11 protein-coding genes are annotated in these 13,472 nt (G+C 66.1%); 7 read left to right on the top strand and 4 right to left on the bottom strand.

What is annotated here, in order from left to right; all coding sequences use genetic code 11:
- Positions 1 to 145: 145 nt before the first annotated feature.
- From AC1DR6_RS13965 to AC1DR6_RS13955, 3 genes are all read right to left on the bottom strand, one after another.
- On the bottom strand, positions 146 to 1,528 hold the full coding sequence (locus tag AC1DR6_RS13965; protein ID WP_476829843.1) for a dihydrolipoamide acetyltransferase family protein: 1,383 nt from the start codon (positions 1,526 to 1,528) through the stop codon (positions 146 to 148).
- Positions 1,528 to 2,544 carry an alpha-ketoacid dehydrogenase subunit beta gene (locus tag AC1DR6_RS13960; RefSeq protein ID WP_476829842.1) on the bottom strand — a complete coding sequence of 339 codons (1,017 nt, stop codon included), beginning with the start codon at positions 2,542 to 2,544 and terminating at the stop codon, positions 1,528 to 1,530. The genes AC1DR6_RS13965 and AC1DR6_RS13960 overlap by 1 nt, the downstream gene beginning before the upstream one ends.
- A gap of 152 nt (positions 2,545 to 2,696) precedes the next feature.
- Positions 2,697 to 3,983 carry a thiamine pyrophosphate-dependent enzyme gene (locus tag AC1DR6_RS13955; protein WP_476829841.1) on the bottom strand — a complete coding sequence of 429 codons (1,287 nt, stop codon included), beginning with the start codon at positions 3,981 to 3,983 and terminating at the stop codon, positions 2,697 to 2,699.
- A 218-nt stretch (positions 3,984 to 4,201) separates the two neighbouring features.
- On the opposite strand from AC1DR6_RS13955, the gene AC1DR6_RS13950 reads away from it, so the two are divergent.
- Positions 4,202 to 4,699, top strand: a complete 498-nt coding sequence (locus AC1DR6_RS13950) for an Lrp/AsnC family transcriptional regulator (protein WP_476829840.1) — start codon at positions 4,202 to 4,204, stop codon at positions 4,697 to 4,699.
- Between the two features lie 126 nt (positions 4,700 to 4,825).
- Here AC1DR6_RS13950 and AC1DR6_RS13945 read toward each other — a convergent pair whose 3' ends face one another.
- Positions 4,826 to 5,857 carry an LLM class flavin-dependent oxidoreductase gene (locus AC1DR6_RS13945; RefSeq protein WP_476829839.1) on the bottom strand — a complete coding sequence of 344 codons (1,032 nt, stop codon included), beginning with the start codon at positions 5,855 to 5,857 and terminating at the stop codon, positions 4,826 to 4,828.
- Positions 5,858 to 6,223: 366 nt separating this feature from the next.
- On the opposite strand from AC1DR6_RS13945, the gene AC1DR6_RS13940 reads away from it, so the two are divergent.
- From AC1DR6_RS13940 to AC1DR6_RS13915, 6 genes are all read left to right on the top strand, one after another.
- Complete coding sequence (locus AC1DR6_RS13940; RefSeq protein ID WP_476829838.1) at positions 6,224 to 7,138, top strand: LysR family transcriptional regulator; 915 nt, start codon at positions 6,224 to 6,226, stop codon at positions 7,136 to 7,138.
- Positions 7,139 to 7,365: 227 nt separating this feature from the next.
- Positions 7,366 to 7,839 carry an NAD(P)H-dependent oxidoreductase subunit E gene (locus AC1DR6_RS13935; protein ID WP_476829837.1) on the top strand — a complete coding sequence of 158 codons (474 nt, stop codon included), beginning with the start codon at positions 7,366 to 7,368 and terminating at the stop codon, positions 7,837 to 7,839.
- The gene (locus AC1DR6_RS13930; protein WP_476829836.1) at positions 7,839 to 9,407 is read left to right on the top strand and encodes a formate dehydrogenase beta subunit; all 1,569 of its coding nucleotides are present in this window, start codon (positions 7,839 to 7,841) and stop codon (positions 9,405 to 9,407) included. The genes AC1DR6_RS13935 and AC1DR6_RS13930 overlap by 1 nt, the downstream gene beginning before the upstream one ends.
- A 13-nt stretch (positions 9,408 to 9,420) precedes the next feature.
- Complete coding sequence (gene fdhF / locus AC1DR6_RS13925; RefSeq protein WP_476829835.1) at positions 9,421 to 12,303, top strand: formate dehydrogenase subunit alpha; 2,883 nt, start codon at positions 9,421 to 9,423, stop codon at positions 12,301 to 12,303.
- Complete coding sequence (fdhD, locus tag AC1DR6_RS13920; protein WP_476829834.1) at positions 12,290 to 13,132, top strand: formate dehydrogenase accessory sulfurtransferase FdhD; 843 nt, start codon at positions 12,290 to 12,292, stop codon at positions 13,130 to 13,132. Before fdhF ends, fdhD begins: the two co-directional genes overlap by 14 nt.
- The gene (locus tag AC1DR6_RS13915) at positions 13,129 to 13,407 is read left to right on the top strand and encodes a formate dehydrogenase subunit delta (RefSeq protein WP_476829833.1); all 279 of its coding nucleotides are present in this window, start codon (positions 13,129 to 13,131) and stop codon (positions 13,405 to 13,407) included. Before fdhD ends, AC1DR6_RS13915 begins: the two co-directional genes overlap by 4 nt.
- The last annotated feature ends 65 nt before the right edge of the window (positions 13,408 to 13,472 follow it).

Genomic DNA, 13,472 nt, shown 5'->3' with positions numbered 1-13,472 from the left:
GCTTGCGCTCGTCATTGCGAGCGAAGCGAAGCAATCCAGGAGGGCCGGGCCGAAGCGTCCAACCCAGTCCGCCTGGATTGCTTCGTCGCTTCGCTCCTCGCAATGACGGGGAACCGCATCGCGTTTGATGACGAGCCCCTCCACGTCACAGATCCACGAAGAGCATCGCCGGCGTCTCCAGCAGTTCCTTCAGCCGCTGCACGAAGACGGCCGCGTCCCAGCCATCGATGACGCGGTGATCGAAGCTGGAAGAGAGGTTCATCATCTTGCGCGGCACGAAGGTCGCGCCGTCCCAGACAGGGCGCATCACCATCTTGTTGACGCCGACGATGGCGACCTCCGGATGGTTGATCACCGGCGTCGTCGCGATACCGCCCAGCGCGCCGAGCGAGGTGATCGTGATGGTCGAGCCCGTCAGTTCGTCGCGTGTCGCGGTGCCGTCCCGGGCGCGCTCGGCCAGGCGGGTGAGCTCGAGCGCGCACCCCCAGAGATCGCGCGCCTCGGCATGTTTCACCACCGGCACCATCAGCCCGGAGGGGGCTTGCGTGGCGATGCCGAGATGGATGCCGGCATGCTGGCGCACAATACCGGCCTCGTCGTCATAGAGCGCGTTCAGCGCCGGCTGCTCGCTCAGCGCCTTGACCATCGCCCGCATCAGAAAGGGCAGCAGCGTCAGCTTCGGCCGCTCCGGCGTCGGCTTCTTGTTCAGCGTCGCGCGCAACTCTTCGAGCGAGGTCATGTCGACCTCCTCGACGATGGTGATGTGCGGAATTCGCGATTTCGACAGCGCCATCTTCTCGGCGATGCGGCGGCGCAGGCCGACGATCTTGACCTCGGTGACGGCGTTTTTCTCGACCAGCCCCCCAGCACGCAACGGCTCGGGACCGCGCAGGAGGAAGGCGTCGATGTCCTCATGGCCGATGCGACCGGCCGGGCCGCTGCCCTGGAGCTGCCGGAGGTCGATCCCGGCTTCGCGCGCCTTCAGCCGCACGGATGGCGAAGCGAGCGGCTTTTCGCCCGGTGCGCGGCGTTGGGCCGGGGCGGCATTGGCACGCACCGCCTGTTTGGGCGGCGGAGCCGGCGCCTGTTTGGCAGGGGATCGCTGCTCACGTGGCGAGCCCTCATCCTGAGGAGCCGTTCCGGCAGGAACGGCGTCTCGAAGGAGGGCCGGTGAGGCTCCGGAGGTTTCTGGAGCATCCTTCGAGACGCCGCTGCGCGGCTCCTCAGGATGAGGGCTTGTATACTGGTCGGTGGTCTCGGCAGGCTCCTCGGCCGCGCTGCCCTCCCCCGCGATCTTCAGCTTCACGATTACCGTGCCGATCGGCACGGTGTCGCCGACTTCGGCACCGATCCAGGTGACCTCGCCGTCGGTCGGCGCGGGGATTTCGACCGTCGCCTTGTCGGTCATCACGGCCGCGAGCAGATCGTCCTCGCGGACGATATCGCCGACCTTGACGTGCCATTCGACCAGTTCCGCCTCGGCGATGCCCTCGCCGACATCAGGCAGCTTGATGATGCGCTCGGCCATCAGCGTGCCTCCATGATGTCGCGCAGCGCCTGGCTCAAACGAGCGGGGCCGGGGAAATAATCCCATTCCTGCGCATGCGGATAAGGCGTGTCCCAGCCGGTGACGCGCATGATCGGCGCCTCCAGATGGTAGAAGCAGTGCTCCTGCACGAGCGCGGCAAGCTCTCCGCCGAAGCCGGATGTCAGCGTCGCCTCATGCAGCACGATGCAGCGACCGGTCTTTTCGACGGAGGCGACGATCGCCTCCAGATCGAGCGGAACGAGGGTGCGCAGATCGATCACCTCGGCGTCGATGCCGGTGTCCTCGGCGGCGGCGAGCGCGACATGGACCATGGTGCCATAGGCGATGATGGTCACGGCCGAACCCTCGCGGCGGATCGCGGCCTTGCCGAACGGCACGGTGTAATGGCCTTCTGGCACCTCTGAGAGGGGGTGCTTCGACCACGCCGTGACCGGTCGGTCATGATGACCATCGAAGGGGCCGTTATAGAGCCGCTTAGGCTCGAGGAAGATCACCGGGTCTGGATCCTCGATCGCGGAAATCAGCAGGCCCTTGGCGTCATAGGGGTTGGAGGGAACGACCGTCTTCAGCCCGGCGACATGGGTGAACAGCGCTTCCGGGCTCTGGCTGTGGGTCTGGCCGCCGAAGATGCCGCCGCCAGTCGGCATCCGGATCACCATCGGGCAAGTGAAGTCCCCGGCCGAGCGGTAGCGCAGGCGCGCGGCCTCCGAGACGATCTGGTCGTAGGCCGGGTACATGTAATCGGCGAACTGGATTTCGACGCAAGGCTTGAGGCCATAGGCCGCCATGCCGATGGCGGTGCCGACGATGCCGGCCTCGCTGATCGGCGCATCGAAGCAGCGGTTGACGCCGTATTTCTGCTGCAGCCCATGGGTGCAGCGGAAGACGCCGCCGAAGAAGCCGACATCTTCGCCGAACACCACGACATCGTGGTCACGGCCCATGGCGACGTCAATCGCGGAGCGGATCGCCTCGATCATCGTCATGCGGGGCATCAGCGAAGGCCTCCGACGAGAAACTCGATGCACCCGTCATTGCGAGGAGCGGAGCGAGGAAGCAATCCAGGGGGACGTAGAGCCCTGCCGCTTCTGGATTGCTTCGCTACGCTCGCAATGACGGCGAGGATCATGAGACGACTAATCATCCCTCACACCCCGATCTGCTGGCGCTGGCGGCGCAGATGCGGCGGCAGCTCGGCATAGACGTCCTCGAAGATGTCGCGCGCCGAGGGCTTGCCGCCGGAGTGGAGCGTGCCGAAGCTTTCGGCCTCTTTCTGCGCGGCGATGACCGTGGCGAGGATTTCGGCCTCGGTCTGCTTGTGGCGTTCTTCGGTCCAGGCGCCGACCGCGATCAGGTGCTGCTTCAGCCGCATCAGCGGGTCGCCCAAAGGCCAGTCGTCGGATTCGTGCTTGGGCCGATAGGCGGACGGGTCGTCCGAGGTGGAGTGCGCGCCGGCTCGGTAGGTGACGTATTCGACCAGCGTCGGCCCGAGATTGCGACGCGCCCGCTCGACCGCCCATTGCGCCACTGCATAGGTCGCCAGGTAGTCGTTGCCGTCGACGCGCAGGGCCGGGATGCCGAAGCCGAGGCCGCGCGCCGCAAAGGTGCCCGAGCCGCCCCGCGCGATGCCCTGGAAGGTCGAGATCGCCCACTGGTTGTTGACGACATTGAGCACGACCGGCGCCTTGTAGGTCGAGGCGAAAACGAGCGCGGCGTGGAAATCCGATTCCGCCGTCGAGCCGTCGCCGATCCAGGCTGCGGCGATGCGGGTGTCCTGCTTGATCGCGGAGGCCATCGCCCAGCCGACCGCCTGGACAAACTGCGTCGCGAGATTGCCGGAGATCGTGAAAAAGCCGTGATCCTTGGAGGAATACATGATCGGCAGCTGCCGCCCGCGCAGCGGATCGCGCTCGTTCGAATAGATCTGGTTCATCATGTCGACGAGCGGGTAGTCGTTGGCGATCAGCAGCCCGGCCTGGCGATAGGTCGGGAAATTCATGTCGCCGGGCTGGAGCGCGATGCGGAAGGCGCAGCTCACCGCCTCCTCGCCGGTGTGCTGCATGTAAAACGAGGTTTTGCCCTGGCGCTGGGCCATCTGCATGCGCCCGTCGAAAGCCCGCAGCGTCATCATATGGCGCAGACCCCGAACAAGCTCCTCCTGCGAGAGATCGGGCACCCAGGGGCCGACCGCCTCGCCGTCCCGGTTCAGCACGCGGATGATCGAATAGGCGAGATCGCGAATGTCCTTGGGGTCGACATCGACCGGCGGGCGATCGACCGTGCCGGCGCGGGGGATGACGACATGCGAAAAGTCGGGCTTTTCGCCCGGCCGGCTCGCGGGCTTTGGGACGTGGAACTGCAAGGGCTGGGCGGCCTCCGGCTGCGCCGGGTTCGATCGGGCTGCCGCCGCCGGCTTGCCTGTCTCGCTGCTCATCTGCGCCTCCCACATCGACGACCAACTTCTCGCCGCTTCGCGCCTTCGGCAAGCGCGCGAACGACGATGCCGCCCCGCGCCGACCGGGCAGCCGATCGTTCCCCTTGCAACCAACGTTAGCCTCAGCGGGACGGAGATTCCTTCCGAACTTGCCTGCCAGACCTAAGTCGTGCAGGAAATTCTTCTGGCGAACGTCGAAATGACGGAATGGGTCTCCGATGAACCGCAAAGCTGCGAGCGGCCCCTCTCTCGACCAGATCGACCGCAAGATTCTCGCGGCACTGCGCGAGGATGGCCGGCTGACGACGCAGGCTCTGGCGGAAAAGGTCGGCCTGTCGTCCTCGCCCTGCTGGACGCGGGTGAAGCGGCTGGAGGAATCCGGCGCGATCGAGAAATATGTCGCGCTGCTCGACCACAAGGCGTTGGGCTACGCCAACATCGTCTTCGTCGAGATCACGCTCGACAAGCATGACGACAAGGTGCTCGACCAGTGCGGCGAGGCGCTGGTCCGCGCGCCAGAGGTCATCGAAGCCTATCTCGTCACCGGCGAATACGACTATCTCGCCAAAGTCGCAGTCAGCGGCACCGACCATTACGAGCGCTTCCTGCGCGAAACGCTCTACCGGCTGCCCGGCGTGCGGCAGACGCGGACGACCTTTGGATTGAGGGCGCTGAAGCGCTCGATCTCGGTCGATCCGCTGAAGGTGGTGGGGTGATCCAAGGGCGTCATGCTCGGGCTTGACCCGAGCATCTCCTTCCGAGAGAGGCTCCTTTGCCTCATCCTGACTGCGATTCTCGGGTCTGCGCTTTGCTTCGCCTGAGAATGACGGCTCTCCGGCGCCCTACCCCAGCATCTCCCGCACCAGCGGCACGACCTTCTCGCCATAGAGCCGGATGCAGTCCATCATCCGCTCATGCGCCAGCGGCCCGGCGCTGTATTTGAGCTGGAAGCGCGAGAGGCCCAGCCCCTTCGCCGTCGAAGCGATCTTGCGCGCGACCGTCTCCGGCGAACCGAGATAGAGCGAGCCGCGCGCAACCTCGCGCTCGAATTCGTCGCGGCTGATCGGCGGCCAGCCTCGCTCCGCGCCGATGCGGTCTCGGTTGGCCTTGAACGCCGGGAAGAACTCCTCCTTCGCCTGCTCGTCGCTCGCCGCGACATAGCCGGGCGAATGCACGCCGATCGGTTTTACGGGGCGGCCGAGCTGATCGAAGGTCTTCTGATAAAGCTCGACATAGGGGCGGAAGCGCAGCGGATCGCCGCCGATGATCGCGAGCATCATCGGCAGGTCGTAATGCGCCGCGCGCACCACCGATTCCGGGCTGCCACCGACGCCGATCCAGGTCGTCAGCCGGCCATTCTCGACCGGCGGATAGACGAGCTGGTCCTTCAGGGGCGGGCGCAGCGAGCCCTGCCAGGTCAACGGCTTTTGCGGCAGCAGCGCGGTGAAGAGATCGAGCTTTTCCTCGAACAGCGCCTCGTATTGACGCAGGTCGAAGCCGAAGAGCGGGAAGGATTCGGTGAAGGAACCGCGGCCGAGGATAACCTCGGCGCGCCCGTTCGAGAGCGCATCGACGGTGGAGAAGCGCTGGAAGACGCGGATCGGATCATCCGATGAGAGCACCGTGACGGCCGAGCCCAAGCGGATGCGCTGCGTACGCGCCGCAATGGCGGCGAGCACGATCTCGGGCGTCGAAATCGCGAAATCCTCGCGGTGATGCTCGCCGATACCGATGAAGTCGATGCCGACCTGATCGGCGAGGACGCCTTCCTCGACCAGATCGCGGATCACCTGCGCATGGGGCAGCGGCTTGCCGTCCGCGCCATGGGTGACGTCGCCGAAGGTGTCGAGCCCGAAGGTCAGTTCCTGTGCCATGCCTGTGTCCGTCCTGCGCCGCCATCCGCCGGCTGCGTCTGCGCGCTCAGATGGCTCGCCGCTTGCGTCGGCGCAATGCCGCAAGCTCGGCATGGCTGCAAGCGGCGGCTTGGGCCGGCGCAACGGCGGGCCGTGGCGATTTGCGCAACTCCGAGCCCTCATCCTGAGGAGCGATCCGCAGGATCGCGTCTTGAAGGATGCTCCAGCAGGCGGTCCCCGAGCGATCTGGACCATCCTTCGAGATGCCGCTGACGCGGCTCCTCAGGATGAGGGCTGGAAGTCGCGATAACGGTCTGCTGTCCCTACCATCGCTTGCCACGCGCCCTTTCGCCGGGGATGCTGCGGCCCCGATTACCCGGCGCCAGCATGAACATCCGGCAGCTCATCTATCTCGACGCGCTCGCGCGCGAAAAGCATTTTCGCCGGGCGGCTGAGGCGTGCCACGTCTCGCAGCCGACACTGTCGGCCGCGATCGTGCAGCTCGAGGAAGAGCTCGGCGTGCTGATCGTCGAGCGGGGGCGGCGCTTTCAGGGCCTGACCAAGGAGGGCGAGGTCGTGCTCGCCCATGCGCGCCGCATTCTGGCCGAGGCCGATTTGATGAAGGCCTCGATCGCCGAGCTGCGCGAGGGGCTTTCCGGCCGGATCCGGCTCGGCGCGATCCCGACCGCGCTGCCGATGATCGCGCATATCACCGCGCCGTTCTCGGCGCGCTATCCGGCGGTTTCGCTGACCGTGCTGTCGCTGACCTCGCAGGAGATTCAGGCGCGCATCGACGATTTCGAACTCGATGTCGGCCTGACCTATCTCGATAACGAGCCGCTCGACCGCGTGATCTCGAAGCCGATCTACCAGGAATTCTATGTTCTGCTGACGCGCGAGGATGGTCCGTTCGGCCTGCGCGACACCATCTCCTGGGCGGAAGCGGCAGAGCTCAAGCTCTGCCTGCTCACCGGCGACATGCAGAACCGGCGCATCATCGACGGTATCTTCCGTTCCGTGGGAGCCTCGCCGCGCCCGGTCATCGAGACCAATTCGATCTTCAACCTCGTGTCCCATGCCGGCATCGAGGGCATCGCCAGCATCGTCTCGCTGCAGTTGCTGGAATTCTTCGGCGTGCCGCTCGGCACCCGCGCTCTGCAGCTCGTTGCGCCGGAAGCGCAGCGCACGATCGGGCTCATCGTCGCCGACCGGCAGCCGATCGCGCCGCTCGCCCGCAATCTGCTGATGATGACGAAGCCGGTCGCGGAAGCCGCGCTGCCCCGGCGCCCCATTATCCGATAGTCGAAGACTATCGTAATCCCGGCCCCGTTCCTTATCGCGATGCACAATTGATCTTGCATCGCAAAATTTTCGGTCATTTTCCGGTGATCTCGCTTCCAGGGCGATGGGAAACTCATCACTGATAGCGGCAGACTATCGATCGGTCGAAACAAACAATTTGAAATGGTTCCAGAAAGGACCAACCTTCCTGCAAGCGGCGTCCGGCAAACCGGACCGATGGAGGAAGCATGGCGGCCTATCCAGCCTGGAATCAGGAGAGCGCCCGCGCGATCGTGGCCAGTCTGGCCCATCTTGAAGGGGCGACGCTGCCGATCCTGCATGCGCTGCAGGAGGAGTTCGGCCATGTCGATCCGCAGGCGGTGCCCTTGATCGCCGAGGCGCTGAACCTGTCCCGTGCCGAGGTGCATGGCACGATCACCTTCTATCATGACTTCAAGACCGCTCCGCAGCCGGCCCGGACGATCAAGCTGTGCCGCGCCGAGGCCTGTCAGGCGCTAGGCTGCGAAAGCGTCGTCGAGGATCTTGCCCGGCGCCACGGGATCTCCGCCGATCACCACCACACCGCCGATGCCGCCATCGAGACGGTCTATTGCCTCGGCAATTGCGCGCTCGGCCCTTCCGCGCTGGTCGATGGCGAGCTGATCGGGCGCATCGACGCCGACCGCATCGCGGCGCTGTGTCAGAGCGGGCGGGTGCAGTGATGAGCCTGTCCAGCCCGGTCCGCATTTTCGTTCCGATCGACGCGGCGGCCCTCTCGGTCGGCGCAGAGGCCGTCGCACAGGCGATTGCGCGGGAGGCGCAGGCGCGCGGGCTGCCGGTCGAGATCGTCCGCAACGGCTCGCGTGGCATGCTCTGGCTGGAGCCGCTGGTCGAAGTCGAGACAGCGGAAGGCCGCATCGCCTATGGGCCGGTTGCGGCGCGGGATGTCGCAGGGTTGTTCGATGCCGGGCTGACGAGCGGCGGCGTGCACATGTTGCGGCTCGGGCCGACCGGGCAGCTCGACTGGATGAAACGACAGCAGCGGCTGACGTTTGCACGCGTCGGCGTCACCGACCCTCTTTCGATCGCCGACTATCGTGCACTGGGCGGGTTCAAAGGCCTTGAGAAGGCGCTGGCCCTGACCGGCCATGATATCGTGCAGGCAATCAAGGCCTCGGGGCTTCGGGGGCGCGGCGGCGCCGGTTTCCCGACCGGGATCAAGTGGCAGACCGTGCATGATGCGCGCGCCGAGCAGAAATACATCGTCTGCAATGCCGATGAAGGCGACAGCGGCACCTTCGCCGACCGGATGCTGTTCGAGGGCGACCCCTATCTGCTGATCGAGGGCATGACGATCGCGGCCGTCGCGGTCGGCGCGACGCGCGGCTACATTTATCTGCGCTCGGAATATCCGCATGCGCACCGCACCATGAAGCGCGCGATCGAGAAGGCCGAAGCCGCCGGACTGATCGGCGCCTCGGTGATGGGCTCCGGCCGCGCCTTCCACCTCGAGGTCAGGCTCGGCGCCGGCGCCTATATCTGCGGCGAGGAGACCTCGCTGCTGGAGAGCCTCGAAGGCAAGCGCGGCGTGGTGCGGGCCAAGCCGCCGATCCCGGCGCTGAAGGGCCTGTTCGGCCAGCCGACCATCGTCAACAACGTGCTGTCCTTTGCAGCCGTACCCTGGATTCTGGACCATGGTGCGCAGGCCTATGCCGATTACGGCATGGGGCGCTCGCGCGGCACGCTCCCGGTGCAGCTCGGCGGCAATGTCAGGCGCGGCGGGTTGATCGAGCTCGCCTTCGGCATTTCGCTGCGCGAGATCATCGAGGATTTGGGCGGCGGCACCCTGTCAGGCCGGCCGATCCGCGCGGTTCAGGTCGGCGGGCCGCTGGGCGCCTATCTGACAGCCGAGCAGCTCGATGTGCAAATGGACTACGAGGCGCTCGCCGCAATGAAAGCCATGCTCGGCCATGGCGGCATCGTCGTGTTCGACGATAGCGTCGATATGGCCAGGCAAGCCCGCTTCGCGTTCGCCTTCTGCGCTAAGGAGAGTTGCGGCAAGTGCACGCCCTGCCGCATCGGCGCGACGCGCGGCGTCGAGGTGATGGACCGCATCATCGCGGGCGCCGAAGTGCCGAAGAATATCGCCGTGCTGCGCGATCTCTCCAAGCTGATGACCGACGCTTCGCTCTGCGCCATGGGCGGGCTGACGCCGATGCCGGTGATGAGCGCGTTGACCCATTTCCCCGAGGATTTCGACCGTCCTTCGCTGCCCTTGGCAGCGGAGTGAGGAGGCCCGGACCATGAGCCTGATCAAGGAAATCGACTACGGCACGCCGATCCGCATCGCCGAGAAGTCGGTGACGCTGACCATCGACGGCCAGAGCATCAGCGTGGCGGCCGGCACCTCGGTGATGGCGGCGGCGATGAGCCTCGGCACCAAGATCCCGAAGCTCTGCGCCACCGATACGCTCGAACCCTTCGGCTCCTGTCGGCTCTGCCTCGTCGAGATCGAGGGGCGGCGCGGCACGCCAGCGTCCTGCACCACGCCGGCCGAGGAGGGCATGGTCGTGCGTACGCAGTCGGAGAACCTGTCCGGCCTGCGCAAGGGCGTGATGGAGCTCTACATCTCCGACCACCCGCTCGACTGCCTGACGTGCTCGGCCAATGGCGACTGCGAACTGCAGGACATGGCCGGCGCAGTGGGCCTGCGCGAGGTGCGCTACGGCTATGAGGGCGAGAACCACGTCTTCGCCAAGACCAGCGACGGGCTCGCCAATGAGAACTGGCTGCCGAAAGACCTTTCCAACCCTTATTTCACCTACGATGCATCGAAATGCATCGTCTGCAATCGCTGCGTGCGCGCTTGCGAGGAGGTGCAGGGCACCTTTGCGCTGACGATCACAGGGCGCGGCTTCGACTCCCGCGTCGCCGCCGGGCCGACGGATTTCCTGGGCTCGGAATGCGTGTCCTGCGGCGCCTGCGTGCAGGCCTGCCCGACCGCGACCCTGATCGAGAACAAGGTGATCGAGCACGGCCAGCCGGAGCATTCGGTGGTCACGACCTGCGCCTATTGCGGCGTCGGTTGCTCGTTCAAGGCGGAGATGCAGGGCGATCGCGTCATCCGCATGGTGCCCTACAAGGATGGCAAGGCCAATGAGGGCCATTCTTGCGTCAAGGGCCGCTTCGCCTGGGGCTACGCGACGCATCAGGACCGCATCACCAAGCCGATGATCCGGGCCGAGATCACCGACCCTTGGCGCGAAGTCTCCTGGCAGGAGGCGATCGACTACGCGGCTTCCGAGTTCAAGCGCATCCAGACGAAATATGGCCGGGAGTCGGTCGGCGCCATCACCTCCTCGCGCTGCACCAACGAGGAAGTTTTCCTCGTCCAGAAGCTGGTCCGGGCCGCCTTCCGCAACAACAATGTCGATACCTGCGCCCGCGTCTGCCACTCGCCGACCGGCTATGGGCTGAAGACCACGCTCGGCACCTCCGCCGGCACGCAGGACTTCAAGTCGGTCGCCAAATCGGACGTGATCCTCGTGATCGGCGCCAACCCGACCGACGGCCATCCGGTCTTCGCCTCGCGGATGAAAAAGCGCATCCGCGAGGGTGCGAGGCTCATCGTCGCCGATCCGCGCCGGATCGACATGGTGCGCTCGCCCCACATCAAGGCGGACTACCACCTGCCGCTGAAGCCCGGCACGAACGTGGCGCTGCTCAACGCGCTATCGCATGTCGTCGTCACCGAAGGGCTGATCGACGAGGCCTATGTGCGCGAGCGTTGCGACCTCGGCGATTTCGAGCATTGGGCCCGCTTCGTCGCCCGCGATGAGAACTCGCCCGAAGCGAGCGAGCAATATACCGGCGTGCCCGCGGCGGACGTTCGCGCCGCGGCGCGGCTCTATGCCACCGGCGGTAATGGCGCGATCTTTTACGGGCTCGGCGTCACCGAGCACAGCCAGGGCTCGACCACCGTGATGGCGATGGCGAACCTCGCCATGGCGACAGGCAATATCGGCCGCGAGGGCGTCGGCATCAATCCGCTGCGCGGGCAGAACAATGTGCAGGGCTCCTGCGACATGGGCTCGTTCCCGCACGAGTTCCCGGGCTATCGCCATGTCGCCGATGACGCGACGCGGCAGGTCTTCGAGATGATGTGGGGCGTGCCGCTCGATGCCGAGCAGGGCCTGCGCATCCCCAACATGCTGGACGAGGCGGTCGAGGGCACCTTCAAGGGGCTCTATGTCCAGGGCGAGGACATCGCCCAATCCGACCCCAATACCAAGCATGTCACGGCAGGCCTTGCGGCGATGGAGTGCGTTGTCATCCAGGACATCTTCCTGAACGAGACGGCCAAATACGCCCATGTCTTCCTGCCCGGCGCCTCCTTCCTGGAGAAGGACGGCACCTTCACCAATGCCGAACGGCGCATCAACCGCGTGCGCCAGGTGATGGCGCCGCTCGCCGGCAAGGACGAATGGCAGGTCACGATCGAACTCGCCAAGGCGCTGGGCTACGAGATGTCCTACAACCATCCCAGCGAGATCATGGACGAGGTCGCAAGGTTGACGCCGAGCTTCGCCGGCGTTTCCTACGACAAGCTGGACAAGCTCGGCTCGGTGCAGTGGCCCTGCAACGACAAGGCCCCGACCGGCACGCCGCTGATGCATGTCGACCGCTTCGTGCGCGGCAAGGGCAAGTTCATGATCACCGAGTTCGTCCCGACCGAGGAACGCACCGGGCCGCGCTTCCCGCTGCTGCTCACCACGGGCCGCATCCTCTCGCAATACAATGTCGGCGCGCAGACGCGGCGCACCGAAAACGGTGCCTGGCATGACGAGGATGTGCTGGAGATTCATCCCTTCGACGCCGAGAATCGCGGCATCCGCGACGGCGACCTCGTCGCGCTCGCCAGCCGCTCGGGCGACATCGCGTTGCGGGCGATCGTCTCCGAGCGCATGCAGCCGGGCGTGGTCTACACCACCTTCCACCATGCCAAGACGGGCGCCAACGTCATCACCACCGACTTCTCGGATTGGGCGACGAACTGCCCGGAATACAAGGTCACGGCCGTCGAGGTCAGGCGCACCAATGCCTGGTCGTCCTGGCAGGAGAAGAACTTCGAGGAGGACGTGACCCTGCGCCGGATCGCGGAGCGGCTGCCCGATGCAGCGGAGTGACGGGCCTGCCCAGCCGCCGGCTTCGGTGGCAGTGACCGCGAGGCCGCTGCGCTTCGGCACGGCGAACGAGGCCGCGCGCGAGATCGAGGTCGCGGTCGAGACGCCTGTTAACATCGTCTATGGCACGATGCCCTATGCGGTGATGATGGCGAGCCCGTCCGATCTGGAGGATTTCGTCACAGGCTTCAGCCTGACCGAGGGGATCGTGTGCAGCGCGGATGAAATCCGCACGATCAAGGTCGAGCCGAAGGACGAGGGCATCATCGTCACGGTCGAGCTGGCGCCTGGCCGCTTCCGCGAACATCTGGCTCGGCGACGCAACCTCTCGGGCCGCACCTCCTGCGGGCTCTGCGGCGTCGAAACCATCGAGGAGCTTCCGTTGGCCGATGCAGCGACGCGGTCCGCGAGCCCGATTTCGGCCTCCGCGATCGACGCCGCCCTGGCTGCTCTTGAACGACACCAGCCGCTCGGCCAGCTCACCCGCGCCGTCCATGCCGCCGCCTGGTGCGATGCCGAAGGGCAGGTCGTGGCGGTGCGTGAGGATGTCGGGCGGCACAACGCGCTCGACAAGCTGATCGGCGCGCGGCTGCGGGCGAGCGCCGACGCGCAGGACGGCTTCCTGCTCGTTACCAGCCGCGCCTCCTTCGAGATGGTCGAGAAGGCCGCAATTTTCGGCGCCGGCACGCTCGCTGCGATCTCGGCGCCGACCTCGCTCGCGATCGAGCGGGCGAGGCATCTCGGCCTGACGCTGGCGGCCGTGGCACGCCGCGACGGCTGCATCGTTTTCACGGGGGCGCTGGCGCCCGAGCCGGAAAGCATCGATCGATGACGGATATCGCGACAGTGGATGGTCACTCTCACGATCAGAAAAGCGCGCGCGAGGACAACATCGCCAAGCTGCTGCGAATGGCCGGGCAGATCGCCGATTTCTTCAAGGCCTATCCCGATGCCGAGGCCGTGCCGGCCATCGCCGACCACATCAACCAGTTCTGGACCGCGCGCATGCGGGCTGATTTCCGTGCCGCCTATGGCGAGCGAGCCGATGAGCTTTCGCCTCTGCTGCGGCAAGTGCTCCCGCTCGTCACGCCGGCACGCAGCGGTTGATCCGACAGGGTGCAGCCGAGCGGCTGCGCCCCGACACAGATCATGAGCCGGGACGAAACCCGGCC

The sequence above is a fragment of the Allobosea sp. P5_A5 genome (genome assembly GCF_056400625.1).
Note: the sequence above shows the minus strand (reverse complement) of the source record. Positions and strands in the feature narration are given on the sequence as shown.

What these genes read in the sequence shown, in the direction of transcription:
- AC1DR6_RS13940 (WP_476829838.1), top strand. Translation starts at nt 6,224, where the DNA reads ATGAACATCCGGCAGCTCATCTATCTCGACGCGCTCGCGCGCGAAAAG.
- fdhD (WP_476829834.1), top strand. Translation starts at nt 12,290, where the DNA reads ATGCAGCGGAGTGACGGGCCTGCCCAGCCGCCGGCTTCGGTGGCAGTG.
- AC1DR6_RS13965 (WP_476829843.1), bottom strand. Translation starts at nt 1,528, where the DNA reads ATGGCCGAGCGCATCATCAAGCTGCCTGATGTCGGCGAGGGCATCGCC.
- fdhF (WP_476829835.1), top strand. Translation starts at nt 9,421, where the DNA reads ATGAGCCTGATCAAGGAAATCGACTACGGCACGCCGATCCGCATCGCC.
- AC1DR6_RS13930 (WP_476829836.1), top strand. Translation starts at nt 7,839, where the DNA reads ATGAGCCTGTCCAGCCCGGTCCGCATTTTCGTTCCGATCGACGCGGCG.
- AC1DR6_RS13945 (WP_476829839.1), bottom strand. Translation starts at nt 5,857, where the DNA reads ATGGCACAGGAACTGACCTTCGGGCTCGACACCTTCGGCGACGTCACC.
- AC1DR6_RS13935 (WP_476829837.1), top strand. Translation starts at nt 7,366, where the DNA reads ATGGCGGCCTATCCAGCCTGGAATCAGGAGAGCGCCCGCGCGATCGTG.
- AC1DR6_RS13960 (WP_476829842.1), bottom strand. Translation starts at nt 2,544, where the DNA reads ATGCCCCGCATGACGATGATCGAGGCGATCCGCTCCGCGATTGACGTC.
- AC1DR6_RS13955 (WP_476829841.1), bottom strand. Translation starts at nt 3,983, where the DNA reads ATGAGCAGCGAGACAGGCAAGCCGGCGGCGGCAGCCCGATCGAACCCG.
- AC1DR6_RS13915 (WP_476829833.1), top strand. Translation starts at nt 13,129, where the DNA reads ATGACGGATATCGCGACAGTGGATGGTCACTCTCACGATCAGAAAAGC.
- AC1DR6_RS13950 (WP_476829840.1), top strand. Translation starts at nt 4,202, where the DNA reads ATGAACCGCAAAGCTGCGAGCGGCCCCTCTCTCGACCAGATCGACCGC.